General features: G+C 45.0%; 14 protein-coding genes. 6 read left to right on the forward strand and 8 right to left on the reverse strand.

The window, feature by feature from the left end; all coding sequences use genetic code 11:
• Both L0660_RS09800 and L0660_RS09805 read right to left on the reverse strand, forming a co-directional pair.
• Nucleotides 1–1,086, reverse strand: a complete 1,086-nt coding sequence (locus L0660_RS09800; RefSeq protein ID WP_233797178.1) for a hypothetical protein — start codon at nt 1,084–1,086, stop codon at nt 1–3.
• Nucleotides 1,086–3,614 (reverse strand): SLBB domain-containing protein, encoded by a 2,529-nt coding sequence (locus tag L0660_RS09805; RefSeq protein WP_235159332.1) that lies wholly within the window; start codon nt 3,612–3,614, stop codon nt 1,086–1,088. The genes L0660_RS09800 and L0660_RS09805 overlap by 1 nt, the downstream gene beginning before the upstream one ends.
• 269 nt (nt 3,615–3,883) lie before the next feature.
• On the opposite strand from L0660_RS09805, the gene L0660_RS09810 reads away from it, so the two are divergent.
• Both L0660_RS09810 and pheA read left to right on the forward strand, forming a co-directional pair.
• Nucleotides 3,884–5,755: a DNA topoisomerase IV subunit B gene (locus L0660_RS09810; protein WP_233797176.1), complete on the forward strand. Its 1,872-nt coding sequence runs from the start codon at nt 3,884–3,886 to the stop codon at nt 5,753–5,755.
• 99 nt (nt 5,756–5,854) lie between these two features.
• The gene (gene pheA / locus L0660_RS09815; RefSeq protein WP_235159333.1) at nt 5,855–6,928 is read left to right on the forward strand and encodes a prephenate dehydratase; all 1,074 of its coding nucleotides are present in this window, start codon (nt 5,855–5,857) and stop codon (nt 6,926–6,928) included.
• Between the two features lie 55 nt (nt 6,929–6,983).
• On the opposite strand, the gene L0660_RS09820 is transcribed toward pheA, so the two are convergent.
• The 3 genes from L0660_RS09820 to L0660_RS09830 form a co-directional block, all read right to left on the reverse strand.
• On the reverse strand, nt 6,984–9,080 hold the full coding sequence (locus L0660_RS09820; RefSeq protein ID WP_235159334.1) for a hypothetical protein: 2,097 nt from the start codon (nt 9,078–9,080) through the stop codon (nt 6,984–6,986).
• Between the two features lie 101 nt (nt 9,081–9,181).
• Nucleotides 9,182–9,844 (reverse strand): hypothetical protein, encoded by a 663-nt coding sequence (locus tag L0660_RS09825; protein ID WP_235159335.1) that lies wholly within the window; start codon nt 9,842–9,844, stop codon nt 9,182–9,184.
• A 1-nt stretch (nt 9,845) separates the two neighbouring features.
• Nucleotides 9,846–10,457, reverse strand: a complete 612-nt coding sequence (locus L0660_RS09830) for a DUF4136 domain-containing protein (protein ID WP_233797172.1) — start codon at nt 10,455–10,457, stop codon at nt 9,846–9,848.
• Between the two features lie 186 nt (nt 10,458–10,643).
• On the opposite strand from L0660_RS09830, the gene L0660_RS09835 reads away from it, so the two are divergent.
• The 3 genes from L0660_RS09835 to L0660_RS09845 all read left to right on the forward strand — a co-directional run bounded on the left by L0660_RS09835 (nt 10,644) and on the right by L0660_RS09845 (nt 13,457).
• Entirely contained in the window at nt 10,644–11,201 is a 558-nt protein-coding gene (locus L0660_RS09835; protein ID WP_026628311.1) for a DinB family protein, read from the forward strand.
• 211 nt (nt 11,202–11,412) lie between these two features.
• Nucleotides 11,413–12,090 (forward strand): response regulator transcription factor, encoded by a 678-nt coding sequence (locus tag L0660_RS09840; RefSeq protein WP_026628310.1) that lies wholly within the window; start codon nt 11,413–11,415, stop codon nt 12,088–12,090.
• The gene (locus tag L0660_RS09845) at nt 12,087–13,457 is read left to right on the forward strand and encodes a HAMP domain-containing sensor histidine kinase (RefSeq protein ID WP_233797171.1); all 1,371 of its coding nucleotides are present in this window, start codon (nt 12,087–12,089) and stop codon (nt 13,455–13,457) included. Before L0660_RS09840 ends, L0660_RS09845 begins: the two co-directional genes overlap by 4 nt.
• 156 nt (nt 13,458–13,613) lie before the next feature.
• On the opposite strand, the gene L0660_RS09850 is transcribed toward L0660_RS09845, so the two are convergent.
• The 3 genes from L0660_RS09850 to L0660_RS09860 all read right to left on the reverse strand — a co-directional run bounded on the left by L0660_RS09850 (nt 13,614) and on the right by L0660_RS09860 (nt 17,360).
• Nucleotides 13,614–14,702, reverse strand: a complete 1,089-nt coding sequence (locus L0660_RS09850; RefSeq protein WP_233797170.1) for a mechanosensitive ion channel family protein — start codon at nt 14,700–14,702, stop codon at nt 13,614–13,616.
• Nucleotides 14,703–14,706: 4 nt separating this feature from the next.
• Nucleotides 14,707–15,525 (reverse strand): N-acetylmuramoyl-L-alanine amidase-like domain-containing protein, encoded by an 819-nt coding sequence (locus tag L0660_RS09855; protein ID WP_235159336.1) that lies wholly within the window; start codon nt 15,523–15,525, stop codon nt 14,707–14,709.
• A 95-nt stretch (nt 15,526–15,620) separates the two neighbouring features.
• A complete protein-coding gene (locus L0660_RS09860) occupies nt 15,621–17,360 on the reverse strand; it encodes an alpha-amylase family protein (protein ID WP_235159337.1) in 1,740 nt (579 codons plus the stop codon).
• A gap of 405 nt (nt 17,361–17,765) precedes the next feature.
• Here L0660_RS09860 and L0660_RS09865 point away from each other — a divergent pair, with 405 nt between their 5' ends.
• Complete coding sequence (locus L0660_RS09865; RefSeq protein ID WP_235159338.1) at nt 17,766–19,997, forward strand: tetratricopeptide repeat protein; 2,232 nt, start codon at nt 17,766–17,768, stop codon at nt 19,995–19,997.
• The last annotated feature ends 31 nt before the right edge of the window (nt 19,998–20,028 follow it).

Below are 20,028 nucleotides of genomic sequence, written 5' to 3' on the forward strand. Positions count from 1 at the left end.
TTATTGCTTTACTACTACTACTGTTGGAGTTGCAAATACCGTTCTGAAATAGATAAAGATCAGCGCGAGCATTACGCCCACCAACGCGCCTATTTTTGCATTCCTTTTGTCTTCTGCTTTGATATCCAAAGGCACCTTAATGCCTTCGATTTCTGTAAACAATGGTGCTTCACGAACCATTGTAACACGCATTTTTTCAGCGCTTCCCATTGCTTCATAGTAAAGCGTTTGCAGGAAGGATGACTTTCTTTCCATGCTGTTGGCCGAAATCTTCGCTTCCGGCAGCATGATCTGCGCGCTGTAATCCAATTGTCGTGCAAGCTTGTGTTCGGCGATGCCCAATACAGCTGCCAGGGAATCGGCGCGGTGTTGAAGGAGGTTTAATGTTTTACGCGATTTTTGGGTTTGGTTTTCCGTGTACATTTCTTCCACAGTTTCCAGAAGCTTAGTCACCCAAAGTCCGGCCAGCGTGCCGTTTTCCATACTGGTTGACAGCGAGATGAAAGAGGATTTCCGATCGAGCGAAGCAATTTCGGTTGAACCTGCTGCCTTGATAACCAGCTCGTTCAAAATTCTCCTTGACCTCATATCCAGCTTCTTAACATCACGGCTGGTGAAATGGAAGTTGTGATTTTGCGGAATTTCTTCCCATTCCTTTTTCTTGATCCCGCTTGAATCAATGAAGAAGTTTGCCAGGATCATTTTTTGACCGTTCACTTCCACTTCCTTCATCAGGTTTCTTTCCAGAACCGGGCGGGATTTTACGAAATAAAAGAAGTTTTCACCGGTAAAGATGTTAGCATCAGGTGCATTTCCAAGCCCCAATAACCCAGCCATATCGCCGAAACCCGATGATTGCTGGCCTGTACCAAGATTGAAAACAACCTCAGCTTCGTACATGTTCGGTTTATCAATGAATGTATCCAGAGCATATCCAATCCCAAAACCAAGGAGAGGCAATAGCACCAGCATTTTCCAGTTACGGAGAATCGCTGTTTTCACGACCAGAACTTTTTCGATAACCTCTTTCGGGGTCAACTCATCTTCTGGCACTTGTTGTTGCGGATGTAGTGTCGTTGTTGACATTAGTTGATTGATCGGAAAGCCAAGACTGCTAAAATTAAACTCATTACGGAACCTAAGATACCCGTTGCGGTCTGAAGTGCCTGCTGCGGATTCAATGCAGGAGCAGCTCTCAGCGGAACGAAAATTTCGGAGCCGGGTTCAACTTTCGGGTATACATTGAAGAACAGGAATCTCCTTGTTCTGTCGACATTTCCATTTGGATATTTGATATAAGAGCTTTTTTTCAATGACTGTGTCGTGAAACCACCCGATTGTGAAATGTAGTCCAAAAACGCCATTCCTTTGCCATATTTGACTGTTGTCGGGTAAAGGACAGAACCATTAACCTGAACTGTTTCCAAACGCTTCGGTATCCGGATAATGTCACCTTCCTGAACGATAAGGTCTTCAAACGACCCGGGGCTTTTCAGGATGTTTTTCAACTTAATCCCGATTGACTCTTCTTTTACGTTCGGAACATCACCGATAATCGTCCCTGATTTAATGCTTTTTTCAGTTTGTTCCGCCTGATCAAAGTCCGTTGGCTCGTCCAGTTCTCTTACCAAGGTTCTTCTCAGCAGCGTTGCGCCTTCGGGATATGCCAGTTCGGTTAAGCCGCCTGCTCTTTTGATAACATCACTGATCTTATCGTTCTTGTTAACAATGGTATAAGGACCTGCAATAAGCACTTCACCTTCCACGAACACGCTTTGTTGCTCCACGTAGTTCGGGGATTTGCGCACCGTAACCTGGTCAAACGGCATCAATGTAAAGTTGCTTCCTTTGCTGTTAAGTGAAAGGTCGCGGTCTACATCAAATTTAAAAACTTCTGAAATCTGTGCGTTTGCGGCTCCTGCGATGCTGTTTCTTTTTCTTCTGATAACCTCAATCTCCGAAGTATAAGCTGATTCTTTAAGGCCTCCTGCTTGCACCAGCAGATCTTCCAGCGTCATGTTCACTGTATAAGGAAACTTGCCTTCGTTTTCGCCGATTTTCGTGTTATTGACTTCACCGTTAACACTTACATAAGCTGTTTCGGCCATGTCGAATTTGGAAGGAACAATAACCCTGTCCAATCGGGTTAAGATCAGGTCAGGCGTGACATTGTTTAAAATATCCGTATAGTTTATAGAAATGCTTTCTAAAACCAGGTCCTGGCGTGTTCTCAAAACGCTTACACGTCCCACGAACGCATCCTCTCGCAAGCCCTGCGCATTCTCGATCAGCTGCTTTAATGACGGGCTGTTGTCCAAAGCGTAATCACCAGGACGCATTACCGCACCTTCAACTGTTACAATGTTCTCAAAACGGTCTAAAACAGTTTCAACATTAACCGAGTCACCTGTTACGATTTCAAAAGACTCATAATTCGTCTCAGCAACATCCAGGATCTTGCGTTCTTTTGAAGTGATCCTTTGTACTTTAAGTCTTGCGCGGTAGGCTTTATCATTAAAACCACCTGAATAACGAAGCATATCGCCTAGCTTCTCTTCCGGTTTCAATTCGTAAATGCCGGGACGCTTCACCATTCCTGCGATCTCAGCTCTCTTTAAATAGTAACCAACAACAACATTATCATTATCCTGAACCCTGATATCACCGTCAATTTTACCGTTAACAAGGTAATCGTAGATGTCAATATGCGATATAACCTTACCGGCACGCACTACACGAACATCACGGAAAGATCCAATTTCGTTCGGGCCGCCAGCCTGGTAAAGGGCATTGAATGCAGACGATAATGAGGACACCTGATAGGTTCCCGGATTAATGACTTCCCCTGTTACAAAGACCTTTACTGTGCGTACATCGCCCAGGGTTACCATCAATTTGGTGCGTGCTGTTTCGCCGCCGCTGCCAATCAAGCCGGGCGTGAACTTAGAGAACTTGTCAATTAATATCTTGCGGACCTCTTCTATTGTACGGCCGGCCACATATACGTTACCAACCCGCAGCAGCGAAATGAAGCCGTCCTTGGTAACAGTAACCTCGTAAGTGCTTTCTGCGTAGTTGTAAATGAAGATTTTAAGCTCATCGCCAGGGCCAACAATGTAGTTTGTAGGCGTTGCGATCTGCAAATTTGGAATAGGATCAAGACTTTTATTGGCAAAAAGCGAATATCCGTAGATCTTCTGACGAAATGCTTCCTTTTCTGCATCCACAGGCGGAAGTTTGGCAGATGTGGAGTCGTTTAACTTACCCTGATTTCCAGCATCCTGGTTCTGCCCGTTCTGACCGCCGAGGACTTTTCCCTGGTTATCACGTTGAATGTTAGCCTTTTGCTGATTTGCCTGCTGTTGCTGCTGATTGCTCAGGCCAGACTGATTTCCTTGCTGGTTTCCTGCATTGCCTTGGTTCGCTGCATTGCCCGCATTACCGGTTGTTCCGCGTGGCGTCCCGGTCGTGCTGCTGCCTTGTGGTATACCACCGGTTGGAGCCGTAGGGAAGGATTGAGGGATTACCTGGGACAGGGTTGGTAAGGAAATGAATAAACAGAGGAGATAAGGAAGTATACTTTTATAACTTTTTGCCAATTTGAATCTGTTCATATGAAGTAATATTGTACTATTGAAATGCCTGCAATTCATTAAAACTCTGTATAAGACTAGTGTTTTTGAATTTTGGATATGAGCATATTTAATATTTGGACGTGTATAACATGGCAAAGTAAATTAGATTTTTCCTATTTTTAAAGAATTTCTATTAATCGTGCCCAAGCTATTTTCGTGTAAAGTTATAACAGGGTAACGACAAATGTCTTAAATTATTAAAATACAATATTCAAAATCAATAATAGCCTCCAAAGGGATCATAGTTTATGGAAAGTACCAACGTGCAGTATGATGAGGATAGTATAAGGTCACTCGATTGGAAAGAACATATCAGATTAAGGCCAGGGATGTATATTGGTAAGCTTGGCGACGGATCTTCGGTGGACGATGGTATCTACGTTTTAGTGAAAGAAATCGTCGATAATTCCATCGACGAACATATGATGGGCAACGGAAAAACCATAGAAATTAAAATTTCGGAGCACCGCGTGGAGGTGCGCGATTATGGCCGCGGAATTCCGCTCGGAAAGGTTGTAGACTGTGTTTCAAAGATCAATACAGGTGGAAAATATGATTCCGGGGCTTTTCAGAAATCAGTGGGATTGAATGGCGTTGGGACAAAAGCGGTGAATGCACTTTCACAATATTTTAAAGTCCAGTCGTTCCGCGACGGGAAGAGCAAAAACGCTGAATTTGCGCAGGGAGCGCTTGTTAACGAATCCAAAGAAATACAGACTAACCAGCGGAACGGAACGCACATTGCTTTTGAACCTGACGGCGTGATTTTCAAGAACTTTCGCTACATTCCTCAGTATCTGGATAATATGATCTGGAATTACTGCTATCTGAATGCCGGCCTGACCATTAATTTCAACGGACAGAAATATATTTCACAGAATGGGCTGTTGGACCTGCTGCAAAGCAAATCGGATCCCGAGGCGTTGCGCTATCCCATCATACATTTGAAAGGAGAGGACATTGAATTTGCTATGACCCACGGTAATCAATATGGGGAAGAGTATTATTCTTTTGTAAACGGGCAATACACAACGCAGGGCGGAACGCACCTTGCGGCGTTTCGGGAAGCTGTTGTCAAGGCGGTGAGAGAGCACTTTAACAAGGATTACGCGCCGGAAGACGTTCGCTCGTCCATCATTGCCGCCGTGGCGATCCGGGTACAGGAGCCGGTTTTTGAGTCGCAGACCAAAACTAAATTAGGATCAAATACGATCACGCCGGACCCTAATAGTACAACGGTGCGCACGTTCGTCAATGATTTTGTTAAAGAAAGGCTCGATAATTACCTGCATATGCACCCGGAATCAAGGGATGCATTGAAAAAGCGCATTGAACAGTCCGAGCGGGAGCGGAAAGAGCTGGCGGGCATTAAGAAACTGGCCAACGACCGTGCTAAGAAGGCAAATTTGCATAATAAAAAGCTGAGAGACTGTCGTTTGCATTTAACAGATCTTAAAAATGAGTTGCGTTATGAAAGCACATTGTTCATTACGGAAGGAGATTCTGCAAGCGGCTCGATCACGAAATCCAGGAACATTCAGACGCAGGCTGTTTTCAGTTTACGGGGTAAGCCACTGAATTGCTTTGGCTTAACGAAAAAGATTGTCTACGAAAATGAAGAATTTAATTTGCTGCAACATGCGCTCGATATTGAAAACGGCGTGGAAAACCTACGTTTCAACCGTATCGTGATCGCAACGGATGCAGACGTGGACGGTATGCACATTCGTTTGCTGCTCATGACGTTTTTCCTGCAATTCTTCCCCGACCTTGTCCGGAACGGGCATCTTTTTGTTCTGGAAACGCCGCTTTTCAGGGTTAGGAATAAAAAGGAGACCATTTATTGTTACAGCGAGGAAGAGAAGCAGCAGGCAGTGAACAAGCTGGGCAATAAACCTGAGATTACCCGCTTCAAAGGGCTTGGTGAAATATCGCCGGACGAGTTCGGGAAATTTATCGGTGAAGATATGCGTGTGGAGCCGGTCATCCTTCAAAAGGAAACTTCGATTCAGAAATTATTGAGTTATTTCATGGGTAAAAACACCCCTGAACGTCAGCGATTTATCATTGATAATTTGAAGACGGAAAAGAACATTGAAGAACTTGCACTGGCAGTGTAGGACTCTCTTTGTTTATCTTTGAAGTCATAAAAGTAATATTCGGAAGGTCGGGTCTTTAAATTCTGACCGGACCTTTCGATACATATTAATCACCATTTAGTGGAATTACAAGACCTAAGAAACAGAATAGACGCGCTTGACGATCAGCTGCTTGGCATTTTGAACGAGCGTATGGAGCTCGTCAAAAAAGTAGGAGATCTGAAACGTTCGTCCCAGTCTATCATCTACCGTCCCGAACGGGAAAAGCAGATCCTCGACCGGCTTGAAAAACGCAATGATGGCCTGCTTACCCGGCAAGCGATTGATGCCATTTTCTTCGAGATCTTCGCGGTTTCCCGTAACCTGGAATTGCCCGAAAAAGTCTCCTATCTGGGGCCGGAAGGCAGTTTTACGCATCAGGCTGCCGAGAGCCGTTTTGGTGGGATGAGTGAATATCTCGTGTTGCCTACCATTCATTCTGTATTTGAAAGTGTAGAAACGGGGCGTGCCAAGTTTGGGGTTGTGCCTATCGAGAATAACCAGGAAGGAATTGTTATTGAAACAGTCGATTTTTTGCGGGAGAAAAATCTCTCTATTGTAGCGGAAGTGTTGCTGCAAGTGCATTTCACATTCGCATCGCAATCCGATTCCCTTAAAAATATCAGGCGTATATACTCCAAGGATATTGCATTCAGGCAATGCGGAAAGTTTATCAGCGAGTATCTGGAAGGCATGGATATCGAGCTGATCCCGGTGGAATCTACTTCGAAGGCTGCGAAAATGGCAGCACAGGAACCGGATTCGGCAGCTATATGCTCTTCTATATCCGCCAGGCTCTTTGGCGTTCCGATTCTTTACGATAACATTGAAGACAGCGACCAGAACCGGACACGCTTCCTGATTTTAGCAAAAGATTTTGTGAACATTAAAAGTGATGATGATAAGACAACCATCATTGCGAATTTGCCCAACACAAACCGTCCGGGTGTTTTATACGAGTTTTTGAAAGACTTTAATGACAGGGGAATTAACCTCACGAAAATAGAAAGCCGTCCGGTAAGAGGAACGTCGACATTCAGAGCCTGGTTTCTGGTAGAGTTCCTGGGACATGTGGATGATCCGCCTGTGCAGGAAGTAATGCACAAATACGGGTCGCACTTGAAATGGCTCGGCAGCTACATCAGAGTTTCATAAACAAAAAAACAATTGCCGGGGGCTTAAACCCCAGGCAATTGTTTTTTTTGTTATTCTATTTTAATGTGCCTCTGTAAAGTGAAGGCCAGTTTCCATAAAGTTCAATAGTGGTTTCGGAGCCATCCGGCAGCTTCACTTTTACCATGCGGCTGGCAGTAGGGGATTGGAACGAATCGACGCCCAACACTACAATCTGATTTCCTTTTACGATGGAGGTTATAAATGGCTCTTTCCGGTCAATGGCCAGTAAAACCTGTTCTTTCTTAGGCTCGATCCAGTTTCCATTCAACTGAAAAGTGAGATCCTGGGTTTTACCGTCAACAATTACGTCTTCCACCTGCTTTGCCATCCAGTTTCCAAGCGAATAAAATTCGGTAGGGTAATCCCAATAGTAAGCGGCGTCGCCTTCACGGGGCTTTTTGCCGATTTCCGTTACGGGCGTCTTGCCATTGGCAGGATACCATTCAAATCCCCAGGGCGAGGCGTCGCCACCCACTTTATATCCATCCGGATCGTTGCCGCTCGGGCCGCTGTCGTGCCATAAATAGTAGCCGTCAAACAGGATCAGTGAAAATAGCGACATGCTCAATGCCTGGCTCGCGGGCATGGTTTCAAGCTGGTTCATGACCAATTCACCTTTTGGGTCCGTCAATTGGAAGTTCCAGGGAATAATCGGGTCATGGTGGAGCGGCATATAGCGGTTCCAGCCGTAAAAAATGAATTTATTGTTCTTTTGATAAGGAATCAGCTTATTGATCCGCAGGGAATGGACCGCTGATAAAAGCACAAAATTGTTCGGCGTGTTTCCCTGTTCATCTTTGGCGAACATGGGTTTCGGGTACACGTCAATAGGCGTCGCATTGAAGATATTATGAAAACTTTCTCCATTCGGCAACGGCTCGAAATTGGAATTGTTTGGCTTGGGATCATTGTAATCGCCTATGAGCTCTTTCGGACTTTTCCCGCCCATGGTGTTGATATGGGGATTAGTGTAAGCACCGCCACCCCAGTAATCCAGTAAATACATGTTCGGATTACGTTCACGGATCGCCTTCACCAGCCATATAAGCCGCTGCTTTACTTCCGGAATATAATGTTGGTTCCAGAACTCAAAGTCCAGGGCATATAAACCGAAGCTTGGAACGCCGGCGTACACTTCCACATCTGTTTTAGATAATGTAGAAAACCATTTTTCATCCCGATCCGCAAAATAGTTGGGCGTGACCGTGTAATGCATCCGCTGGTAGGGCGTATTCTTGCCGCCGTAAAGGAAAGTAATGCCGCGTTTGAAATAATTCTCGTCGGGAACGTAATTATTGAGTCGATACTGACTCACCAACTTTCCCTTAATAGGTTCAAATTCAGGGAATTTTGTGTCGAAATCCACATTCATCGTTTTCGAAGGAGAGAACCATTGCGGGATTTCAATCCGAGTGAGCTTTGTATCCTCTTTCGATTTCGAGTTGCCTGAGACCCAAATATTTTGTTGCCGTATGGAGCGATTCCGCATTTTGTTCCACCAATCATTATACGGCGCGTCGATCCAGCGTGCAGTGATGGAGTATAAATAACCGGGCTTCACTTCGATGCCATTTTCCAGCCCTTTCACTTCAATGCCATCAATCATGATCACTTTGGTGCGGCCGTCTTCATAGTTACCGAAGTCTTTTAAATGCACCTTTCCATTAACGATAACCGGGCGAACATCGAGCCAGTTGTCCTGACTTCCCTTCCTGATCCAGTTATTTGCATCCAGGATCTCAACTTTTCTGGATTTATCAAAATTAAAAGAAGCCGAAGTTTCACACCCCGGCTGTCCTAAGCTTATGATCTTAATGGTAGCCGGGCCCGTTTCCAGATCCAGCTGTTGGATTGAAAGCCATATGCCCAAGCGATGCGGCACTTCCTTAAATTGCTGAACCTTACCTTTTTGCGTTATTTCAACATTGTAAGGAGTGAGGCCACCCACATTGGCAGCAAGTTCGAACTGCACCTCGTTCCCGATCTGTTTATAACGCCTTATCACCAGGTCGCAGGCCGAAGAAGAAGAATCGATTGTTTGGGCAACAGGATATGCTTCTACTTTCTGAGGATAATCACGGCTGGTAGACGGGCCAAAACGGTTCCAGAGCCAAAGACCGGATCCCGTCATGAAAACTAGTATTGCGGTAATCCAGAAGAACGTTGTTTTTGACAAAATACGGTTGTTATTGGGCACAGATTATTCAGATTGATGGAAAGGATCAGGCAAACTTACCACCACCGATAGAATAAACCAATCGACCCGTTCACAGATGAAATCCCCTTATCGATATATTCGTGCTTGTAAGAAACGCCATCATACTTTACCCGAACGTCCAGGCCAAAAGCCCCGTCGCGTTTGAAAAGGAATTTTGACCCTACTCCAATGCCATATTTCGGACGAACTTTCTGATCCTGAGACGCCAGATTGCCGTAAAACAAAGTGTAGTCCAGAATGCTGACCCCACCGCTTACCTGCACATAGGGCTGTATGCTCGAATTTCTTGGCAGAATGTGATAATTCCCGAAAATTTCGACCGGATATTGCGAAATGGTGCGCGTCTGCACTGCCGAAAGGACCTCTTCGCCATTTTGATATAATGCTCTCGGGATCCGTTTTTCGAAGTAAGTCGAGCCGATTTCACCGCCGACGGAGATTGGCGAGTTTCTTAAAACCCATTCAATAGAGAGCGAGTAGTTCTGAAAAGAAGCCTTATCGATGTAATTATCCGCAAATGATCCCAGTGGCGTTGCGCCCATCAGCCTCGCGGTAGCCAGGTAATGGGTGTAGCGTTCAAATGGAGAGGGGAGTGTATAAAGCTTTGGCGCCGGTTCCTGCGCATATGATTTAAAAGCACCAATGACAAAAAGGGCTATAATGATGATTCTCTTCATTTTAATTAATTTTTAAATAACCTGACTGACCAAAAATCGAGTCAACCATTGTGTCCACAAATTGTCTGTCACCTATTCCTGCGCCGCGGATCTGCGCGTCCCACACCACTTTAAAAGTCTTATCCACAGTGTTCGGGTTTTTGAAATCGAGCATGGAAATAAGCCAGTAACTTTCGCTGGTCTGATAATACTGATAGTAATTCGGATAGCCGTAACCATATCCGCCGCCGCCCCAGTAGCCGCCATAGTATGATGATACTGGCTGCGAAACCACATTCAGGTAAGTGTTGGAAATCCAGCTGGCGTTGATGCCTATATCCGGCTTGCTTTTAGGGCTGACATACTTGTAACCCAGCTTTTCCATGTTGGAAATAATGCGGATCAAAACGTCCCGGTCCAGCTCGCTTAATGCGGTTCCCGTCTGTCCGTTTTCCACAACCAGCACCGAGTCCACAATGCTGAATGTCTTGTATTGATTGAAATTAGCCGCTTTATCGTGATTTGTTATGTAAACAAGGGTTTCTTCCGTTGATAAATCACTGATAGGATCTTTGGAGCAGGACATCATTCCTATTCCTGCCATGAGTATGAACAATGAAGCTTTTTTTAACATGTTTCCTTCTTATATTTAAATATGATAATTAAACGAAATTTGAAATTGAACATTTTATTTTAGGTAATTTCTTAGCTCAATTTTTTAGTTTTATTCGTTGCAGATATCTTTCAGGACTATTAAAAAACTAAATTGGTTGCAGCAAACCGAAAATCATTTAACATCGCACAAACACATTCATTTTATATGGAAACAAAAGAAGAGATTTTAAGGATTATAGATGTACTTAACGATACCTACGAAAGTGAGGAAGCATGGTATGGGCCTTCTGTGGTGGAAGCATTGCGTGACGTGACACCCAAAATGGCGGAAGTAAGGCTGAGCACCAATACACATTCGATTGCAGAGATCGTCTATCACATGACCACGTGGCGCATTTTTGCCGTTCGGAAAATACAGGGAGATGCTGAGTTTGACATTAAAACGCAGGATAAGGACTGGAAAAAATTCCCATTGGTTGACGAATTTGAGTGGGAAGCCATTCAAATGGAGCTCAGCCTTTCGCAGGAAGAATTGATTTCGGAGCTTGAAAAAATTGAAAGTGACAGCTTCCTCGAAGAGTTCGTTCCGGGTCGTGATTATAGTTATTATACTTTGATTCACGGAGTTATCCAGCACGATGTATACCATGCTGGGCAGATCGGACTGATCAAAAAAGCGGTGAAAGGAATGCGGTTGGAAGAAGACGACTTTGGTGCATTTGACGAGCGCTCGGAGTTGGATAATGGAACTGATTATTACTGAAACACTTGCATTTAATTTTGCAAAATCGTCTAATGCCTATGTTTTATAATAAATAATATATATTTTGCATTATAATAGAACGGAATGCACTTGGTTGCTAGCGTTCTAATGGTGTGGATATAGACGAAAAGGCTGCCTGATATTTTCGGACAGCCTTTTTTTAAGAGAAATTCTGTGCAACATTTGGCAAATAAAATTGCTCACCACTCATATGAAGATTTTGATTGTCGAAGATGAACCCAAACTCGCCGGGTTCCTCAAACGAGGCCTTGAAGAACAGTCTTGGGAAGTTGAATTGGCATATGATGGGCAGGTAGGCAAGAAAATGGCCGCTAACTATCGTTTTGACGTGATCATTCTTGACGTTAACCTGCCTTTACTAAACGGATACGACCTCGCCCGCCAGCTACGTCACGACGGCCTGGCCACACCCATTCTTTTCCTGACTGCACTGGGAACCATTGATGACAAGCTGGATGGCTTTGAAGCAGGCGGTGATGATTATCTTGTCAAGCCATTCGAATTCAGGGAATTGATCGCGCGTATCAAGGTTTTGTCCCAACGAAACAGCAACCGCGAGCAGTCCAATCAGATTCTCAGCCTGGCTGATCTTGAACTGAATCTGGATGAAAAAGTGGCGCGCCGCGGCGGAAACCGCATTGACCTTACTGCCAAGGAATTTGCCCTGCTCGAATATCTCATGCGGAACAAAGGCCGCGTGGTTTCACGTGTAGACATTGCCGAGCAGGTTTGGGATATCCGCTTTGATACAGGAACCAATGTAATTGATGTTTACATTAATTTTTTAAGAAAGAAAGTAGACAAAGATTACCCTACCAAGCTGATCCATACCGTAGTAGGAATGGGTTACATCTTCAAGGAAGAATGAACATTAAATCGCGCCTGACATTGCTTTTTACCATGCTGGTAGGCTCCATCATGGCATTGTTCTGCATCGCCATTTACTTCTTTTACGATCAGTACAGGGAAAAACAATTCTATTCTTTTCTGAACGAACGCGGGCAGACCATTGCCCAGCTGGTAGAAGCGAGCCAGGGCATTAGTAAGGCGGACATTGAAAAAATTGAAAAAGCGAATAATGCCATTCTGCTGAATGAAGAAATAACCATCTACGACGGCTCGGATTCACTCATATTTACAAGCGGGGACGAGAAATTTACCCTTTCCAAAAACATACTGGCAGAAGCCCGGGGAGGGAAGGAGATCCGCACCAAGCATGATAACAAAGAGGCTATCATTATCAGGCACGTTTTACAGGATCACAGGAAACCCTGGGTTGTGATGGCCGTGGCCAATGATTTTCCGGGAATGAACCAGTTGAAACGGCTTCGTGAAATACTTTTGATAGGCTGGCTTTTATCCCTTATTCTCGTAGGCGTGGCTGGTTGGCAGTTTGCGAATGATGCCATTAAACCCGTTTCCGACATTATCTCACAGGTTAACAACATTTCGGCAGGCAACCTGCACGAGAAAGTGACGGTAGGAAGGGAAAAGGACGAACTGGCCGCACTCGCGCAGACATTCAACCAGATGCTGAGCCGGCTGGAGATAGCATTTATTGCACAGAAAAACTTCGTTTCCCACGCATCGCATGAGCTGCGCACACCGCTTGCATTGATCATGAGCGAGGCCGAGCTGAGCCTGATGAAGGACCGGCCTACGGAAGAATATAAAGATGCATTAAGAGGAATCTGGTCTGAGGCTCGGGAAATGAATGAGCTGGTGAGCCGGCTCCTGGAACTGGCCCGAACGGAAGAACACGCATTCAGGGTAACATTCTCAAAAATAAGGGTGGATGAAGTTCTCTGGCAGGCAAAAGCATCCGTACAGCAGAAGAATCCGGGTTACAAAGTGCACATTCACTACGACAACATCCCCGATGATGAGGAGCAATTGAAGCGGTATGGCGATGAAAGCCTGCTCAAAACAGCATTCATGAACCTCATGGACAATGCCTGCAAATATTCCAATGATGGGACCGTGAATGTGTTTCTGGAAATCCATAAGGACCTGATCAAAATCTTTTTCAAAGATGTGGGCATAGGCATCGCGCCCGACGAGCTTCCTTATATTTTCGACACATTTTACAGAAGTGCCACCACAATCAGTAAGGCAGGTTATGGCATCGGACTGGCATTGACCAAGCGCATTATAAACATGCAGGGTGCCAGCATTGAGGTTGAGTCAGTTATGGGCTCAGGAACAACATTCATTCTGAAATTCCCTCCTTTTTAACGGATATTTAATTCGGTATTAATGTGCATTTAACCCGGTTAAATTTCATTTGTAGCAGAAAACATTCATTAGCTATTCCGCGCAGTGGTAAGTTAAATTGAGTTAGGTGAGTAGTAAGAAAAAAATGGCCCTCGGATCTTCCGGAGGCCATTGTTTTTATCTGTTGAGTTTGGTTTCGGGCAGCATATTTTCCTGCTTGTGCGCTTCTTCAATCCGGTGGCTGGGCAATGCTTCCGGATATTCCTGGGAGATAAATTCAATCATTTTCTCCCGGACCAGGCAGCGCAAATCGAATGTCTGGGAAGAATTCCGGGCCGACATGATGGCCCGCACTACCATGAGCTGCCCTTGCGTATCCGTTACCTGCAATGCCCATGAACGGCCATCCCAAAGCGGTGTTTCATCCAGGATCTCTTTCAGCTTTTCTCTGAGTTTCGGGACAGGCGTCAGATAGTTGAGGTGGAAAAAAGCGGTTCCCACGAGCGCACTGTCATTGCGCGTCCAGTTTTGGAATGGTGTTTCAATAAAGTAAGTGATCGGAAGGACAATCCTTCGCAGGTCCCAGATGTTGACCACCACGTAGGTCAAGTTAATTTCTTCAATGCGTCCCCATTCGCCTTCCACAATAACAACGTCATCGATCTTAATCGGCTGTGTGAATGCGATCTGAATTCCGGCCATGAGATTAGCCAGCGATTTTTGCGCTGCAAAACCAATAATTACACTGAAAATACCCGCAGACGTAAGGATACCAACCCCATATTGCCGCACGCTTTCGAAGCTCAGCAACAGGATAGAAACGCCTATAATAATGATCAGGATAATCACAATGCGCTTCACGAACTTGATCTTAGTGAACAAGCGTCTCGCCTGGTTGTTGTCCGGCGAGGTGAAATCCAGCTGGTCAATCAGCACTTTTTCGACAATGATGACAATGCGCGTCATGAGCCACGTTGTCACTGCGATTAACATCACCTTACTGATCGTGAAGGTCCAGTAATACTCCTTATTGCCGAAAGAATAAGTTTTAAGCGAGGCGGTGATTAAGACAAGCGGAATGAAGAAATAAAGCACGCTTGTAAGGTTATCTTTAATCGCCCTGACTGCCCGCCATTCCTTCCTTGAAGCTGTGATTTTGATAAGATTGATAACGATTGCGCTGCATATCAGACCAATGACAGTCGCGACCAGCACGATTAACCACGGCAAATTCCGATAATCGAGCACATTCAAAAATTCATTCATTGGATCAGATATCGTTGAGACGCGCTACGATCATTCCCGTATGCTTGGGGACCGAAGCTACATATTCCGCAAGCGGCACACTGGTCATAATCACCTTTTTGCCCGTAGACGATGCGTGGATCAGGTAAGCGCGGCTGCCTACTTTGGAAATGATCCCCATATGGTTAACGTCAAGGCCTTCCACGGAGGACGTAAATGCAACAATGTCGCCATCGTGCAGCATAGGCTCCGCTTTATGGATGCCCGACTTTGGGATATAACTGTGCTCCCGCGTATTAATGGTGCTTTCCTGCTCACGCACTTTCTCCCAGACAGCCGTTTCAGCCATAGAGGGATAAAGATTCGCATGATTGGACATAAAATTAATTTCCTTCCTGAACGGGACGCCACCAACTTTGGTCGTAATGTTTTCAAGTCGTCCTCGCTTTTCATTCTCATACATCCAATCGAGCACATAATGCAGTCTTGAAGGATATCCGTCTATAACGCCGTCCCGGTAACGCAATTTGGTCAGCTCGTTTTTGAACCCTTCGTAAGTAGGGTTTTCGTTTTTGGCGATGGCCAGAGCCACAGCGCTTTCCACCAGGGTAGTGCAGTCCAGCCCATCGAATTTGCACACAAGCCGTTCTGTTGGATTTCCTTCCAATGTTCCCGCAACATACGGCGTTCCCAGAAACGATTCACCCATACGCAAAACCTGCGTCCCGATATCCCTGCTCTCCGGTAAATCCATTTTCTGTGCAAACACCTTTTGAACAGCGAGCTGTGCAAATGAACCGGTTGCTGAAAGAAGACAAATGGATAGAACAATAATTCTGATCATGCTGAAATTTCCTTTTTTGCGTAAAGTTTACGCTTTATAACTGTCAAATAACCATTTGCCTGAATCAAATTTAAGCATTCCAGCTTTGACCATGCTCATTTTGCCTCAATTTCATATACCGAAACAGAGTTGGGCGCCAGTCCCACCTGCACACCCGTAGATGTGATCTCATTGGTCCTCAGGCTTGGAGAAGGAATGAATGTCGGGAAAACCGGTTTCAATCTGTAAGCCGCCGTATTGCCCAATTTCAGAAAGTTTTCCCAGGCGTCCTGTGGGATTTTAACGGTTGTTTCAACGGTTTTTTCTTTATCAAAATTATAAATAAAAAGCAGCTTCTGATTTTCAGTGAAACGCAAATAGCTGTATTGCAGCCCTTTGTCGTAATTTTGAGACTGGCCGTCGACATTCGCATATTGTAAATCGTAAAACGATCCGGCATAAACGGCTTCGTTTTCACGGACAAAGTGGTTGAGCGTTTCGTAAAAAGCGCGCAATTTTTTCTGGTCTGCAGTGAGTTTTTCCAGATCAAATTTCCCGCCATTGACCCATTGCTGGAATTCGGTAACGCCCCAATAATCAAAAATGGTCGTGCGCCCGTCCTCACCCTGGAAACCTTCCGCCTCCACGGGATTGACCCCCAGCTCCTGGCCGAAATAGATCATCATTGGACCTGTATGCAATGTAGCGCTCAATGTCATAGCTGGAATCGCTGCCCACGGATCGCCGGCAAAATATCGCGACGCAATGCGCTGCTCATCGTGATTTTCAAGAAACCGGAGCATATTTTCACTGATATCGCCCGATTCCTGCTGCCATATGCGCGTAATGTCCTCCACCGTTCCATGGCCTTCCATCAGGCTCCGCAAAGAATTGTATAAGCCTACTTTATCGTACAAATAGTCAAACTTTCCTGTCTTGATATAATGATGATATTGAGCAGGATTATAGATTTCGGCAATGAAGATAACACTGTCTTTCAGCTCCTTAACCTTTGGTATAACCCAAGCCCAAAACTCAGCCGGGACCATTTCCGCCATATCGCACCGAAAACCATCTACACCTTTCTCGGTCCAGAAGCGGAGGATATCGTACATTTTCAGCCAGGTCGAGGGGATAGGATCAAAATAGCGCAATCCGCCGTTTTGATAATCCACACCATAATTCAGCTTAATGGTCTCATACCAGTCGTACTGGCTTGGCTGTGCCTGGAAAACGTCGTTACCGGTTGCTTTGGCCGGCCGTTCATGATATGGGGCAGTAATCTCGACGGGCGGCTTATGACCCTCAGGGACCACAAAATCATGGTTGGGAATGTAATAGAAGTTGTTTTTTGGATTAAAACTGACCGTATTATCGTCATCCTCTCCAAAATCCCTGACGTCCGAAGACCTGGCATCCGAAAAATACTGTCTGGCAACATGGTTAGGAATGAAGTCGATAATCACTTTCAAACCCTTGTCATGCGTCCGCTGAACAAGCTGCTCAAACTCCTGCATTCGATTATTAACGTCCACCGCGAGGTCCGGATCTACGTCGTAATAGTCTTTAACAGCATAGGGTGAGCCTGCGATTCCTTTTACGATCAGGGGATGGTCGGCATTTATTCCAAATTCACTGTAATCGGTCAATGTCGCATGTTCCAGCACACCGGTATACCACACGTGCGTAATGCCAAAATCAGTAAGAGCAGCAAGCGCAGTTTCGGTGATATCATTAAACTTTCCGCAGCCATTTTCTTCAATGGAGCCATACAGTTTGTTGGTCGCACACTGGTTCCCGAATAGGCGGGTAAATACCTGATATACTATGAATTTATCTTTATTAACCGGGGGCATATCAAGTTGAATTATTTATAAAAAACACATTTACCAAACCCTCCTGTAACACCCTGAACGGGACCTGTAAAGTTGGACCTGGCAAAACTTACTATTGCAAGATATTAAATTTGAAATAATATGCCCCGAATCCGTCCGGGCGTTTTTAGTTGGGGCTCGGGTTACCAGCGGCACATTTAGAAAACATTACATCACCCGGCAGTAGGACGAATTGAACCTTGTAAAAGTAGTTCTGATTTCGATAATCTTATTTATTGAAAAAATTATATTTTTAGCGGATTCTATTAATCGGCTACCGTAATTATTGTAAATCTGAAACATTACTTGTAGGTTCGGTCTTTTGAGCCATCTTTTTTGGTAATGCTACAAAAGATCCGCCTGTTTTTTCTCCAAGGTATGTTGTTGATGTTGACGCTTTTAACTCCCGGCGTTACGTTAGCACAGGATTTCAGTGAATGCCAGCGAATAGTCAAAGAGCTGCTTCCCGTTTTTAATCGGTCTTTCGAGGAAAATAACCCTGCGCTGCTTCGTGAAGACACTTACCAGCGAGGCCTCCGCAACTTACAAGCCGCCTACGCGCTATATCACAAACAGGCTTTTCAGCCATCCGATTCTGTGCAGCGCATGAACAATGAGGCCGTTATTCTCGCGTTGCTCGGCAACTTTCAAAAGGCACATCACATTATGGAAGAGCTGGATCTGAGCAGCCAGGATCCGCATTTACATTATAACAGGGGGCTTTTTGGCATGTTGTCCGGCAAATACGACGCTGCAAGAAATGACTTTACGGATGCGCCCGGCGGCACGCAGGCCATTTTGAACACATTGGTTTCCTATGGTAAGCAGAAAAAATATGGCGATGCATTAAGCTTCGCCAATGGTAACAACGCAAAAAACACCAGTGGGAAGTGGAATTACAATCTCGGAATGGTTTACAAATACAAAGGCCAGCTTCCCGAGGCTGTGGATGAAATGGCAACGGCCATCCGCCAGAAAGATGAAATGGCTTACCGCTTGCAAAGGGGCGATATGCTCATGCGGACGGGCAATGAAAAGAAAGCGGTGAAAGATTTTGAAAAGGTTTCACGAAACCATCTGAAAGCGCAGATCCGCTACGCCAATGCGTTGTTATCACTCAATCAGTTTGGCCAGGCGAAGGCTGTTTTTGAAAAATATCTTGAAACCGATGACCGCACTTTCCGGGGCGATGCTTATCTGGGAATGGCGCACTCGTTTTATGGTTTAAAGCAGATCAGTGAAGCGCAGCGCTATTATAAGCTGGCCTCAACATTAAAACGTGAAACGCCTGCGCTGCAATCGGGAATAGCTAATACGCACCTTTCAAAACATGAATATCAGACAGCATTCACACTTTTTGACCGGGTTATAAAAAAGGACTCGACTTATTTACCAGCCTACCTGGGTCGTGCAGTTTCCTATTACGGGCAAAAAAAGTATGACCTGGCATTGAAAGATTTCAAGAAAGCAGAGAGCGCCCTGAACGAGGATAACAAGTTTTTTGCAGATCTTTTTGTGACAAAAGCATTCTCCGAATATTATCTGAAACAGGTTAATCCAGCCCAGGACGACTTCAACAAGGCAATCAGGCTGGATCCCACGCGCTACGAGGCGCTGGCCGGCATGAGCAGCATCATGATTGACCAGAAGCGCTATTCAGAAGCCGGGCAGTTCTTATCGAAAGCGCTCGTATATGAGCAAGGTTATGACTTGATGTGGAGCAATTATGGAAACCTGCTCATGCATTTTGATATGTATAAAAAGGGATATCAGGTTTTCAAGAAAGCGGTTTCACTCAATCCCGCCAATGTGAACGCACAGAACGGATGGGGGATCGTGTTGCTTGAAAATGACCAGCTGGATAAGTCAATGGCGTTGTTTGACAGTCTGGTCAAAGAAAAGCCTGAGCTGCCGTTTTTACACAATAACCATGGTATCATTCAGGCGTATATAGGAAACAGGCATGAACAGCGGCATCAGGTCAATGAGGCAAATGCAAGATATGACGGAGCTTACAACGATTTTAAAACTGCCCTCGATAATGCGCCTTCCCGGAAATTTTACAATGTGAACCAAGGCAATGTATATCGTTATCTCGACAATTTCGATCAGGCAAAACTGAGTTACCAGGCCTATCAGGACAAAAGCGCATTGAATAATACGGCGGTCATGTATGCCGGCAAAGACAAGATGAAGGAGGCTAAATATTATCTGGGCGTTGCATTACAAATTGATTCGCTGCATCGCGTTTTTCAGTATAATATGACCATTCTGGCCAAAGGAAAACAGAAGGAAATGATGCGGCTCGTGGCGTCAGCCGATGAGAACAGCCCGTTTTCGGATATAGGGATAAAATACAGCCGTGACGGTTTTGTGACGATATATCTCTACGATTATGAATATGATGTGCTAACCTTTCCTGGAAGACATTACATGCCGCTTCCCGTTGCTGAGTACAAGGAAGACTATTTTATACCGGAATACGATTTTAAGATGATTCCTTATGAGAAGAAAAAGGGCGAGAAGGAAAAGAAAAAACACGTCCGCTACAAAAGTCAGAAGGTAAAACTGCCTGGATCGCGGGGGAAATCAGGGACAAAATGCCCTGTTTTATTTTAATCCAACATTCTTCCTGAATATTAGTAAAATG

It is taken from the genome of Dyadobacter sp. CY351 (assembly GCF_021502625.1).
In the GTDB taxonomy this organism is placed as follows: domain Bacteria; phylum Bacteroidota; class Bacteroidia; order Cytophagales; family Spirosomataceae; genus Dyadobacter; species Dyadobacter chenhuakuii.

Excerpts from the sequence above, each read along its gene's own strand:
- L0660_RS09800 (WP_233797178.1), bottom strand. The coding sequence starts at position 1,086 with ATGTCAACAACGACACTACATCCGCAACAACAAGTGCCAGAAGATGAG.
- L0660_RS09805 (WP_235159332.1), bottom strand. The coding sequence starts at position 3,614 with ATGAACAGATTCAAATTGGCAAAAAGTTATAAAAGTATACTTCCTTAT.
- L0660_RS09810 (WP_233797176.1), top strand. The coding sequence starts at position 3,884 with ATGGAAAGTACCAACGTGCAGTATGATGAGGATAGTATAAGGTCACTC.
- L0660_RS09820 (WP_235159334.1), bottom strand. The coding sequence starts at position 9,080 with ATGACGGGATCCGGTCTTTGGCTCTGGAACCGTTTTGGCCCGTCTACC.
- L0660_RS09825 (WP_235159335.1), bottom strand. The coding sequence starts at position 9,844 with ATGAAGAGAATCATCATTATAGCCCTTTTTGTCATTGGTGCTTTTAAA.
- L0660_RS09830 (WP_233797172.1), bottom strand. The coding sequence starts at position 10,457 with ATGTTAAAAAAAGCTTCATTGTTCATACTCATGGCAGGAATAGGAATG.
- L0660_RS09835 (WP_026628311.1), top strand. The coding sequence starts at position 10,644 with ATGGAAACAAAAGAAGAGATTTTAAGGATTATAGATGTACTTAACGAT.
- L0660_RS09840 (WP_026628310.1), top strand. The coding sequence starts at position 11,413 with ATGAAGATTTTGATTGTCGAAGATGAACCCAAACTCGCCGGGTTCCTC.
- L0660_RS09845 (WP_233797171.1), top strand. The coding sequence starts at position 12,087 with ATGAACATTAAATCGCGCCTGACATTGCTTTTTACCATGCTGGTAGGC.
- L0660_RS09850 (WP_233797170.1), bottom strand. The coding sequence starts at position 14,702 with ATGAATGAATTTTTGAATGTGCTCGATTATCGGAATTTGCCGTGGTTA.
- L0660_RS09855 (WP_235159336.1), bottom strand. The coding sequence starts at position 15,525 with ATGATCAGAATTATTGTTCTATCCATTTGTCTTCTTTCAGCAACCGGT.
- L0660_RS09860 (WP_235159337.1), bottom strand. The coding sequence starts at position 17,360 with ATGCCCCCGGTTAATAAAGATAAATTCATAGTATATCAGGTATTTACC.
- L0660_RS09865 (WP_235159338.1), top strand. The coding sequence starts at position 17,766 with ATGTTGACGCTTTTAACTCCCGGCGTTACGTTAGCACAGGATTTCAGT.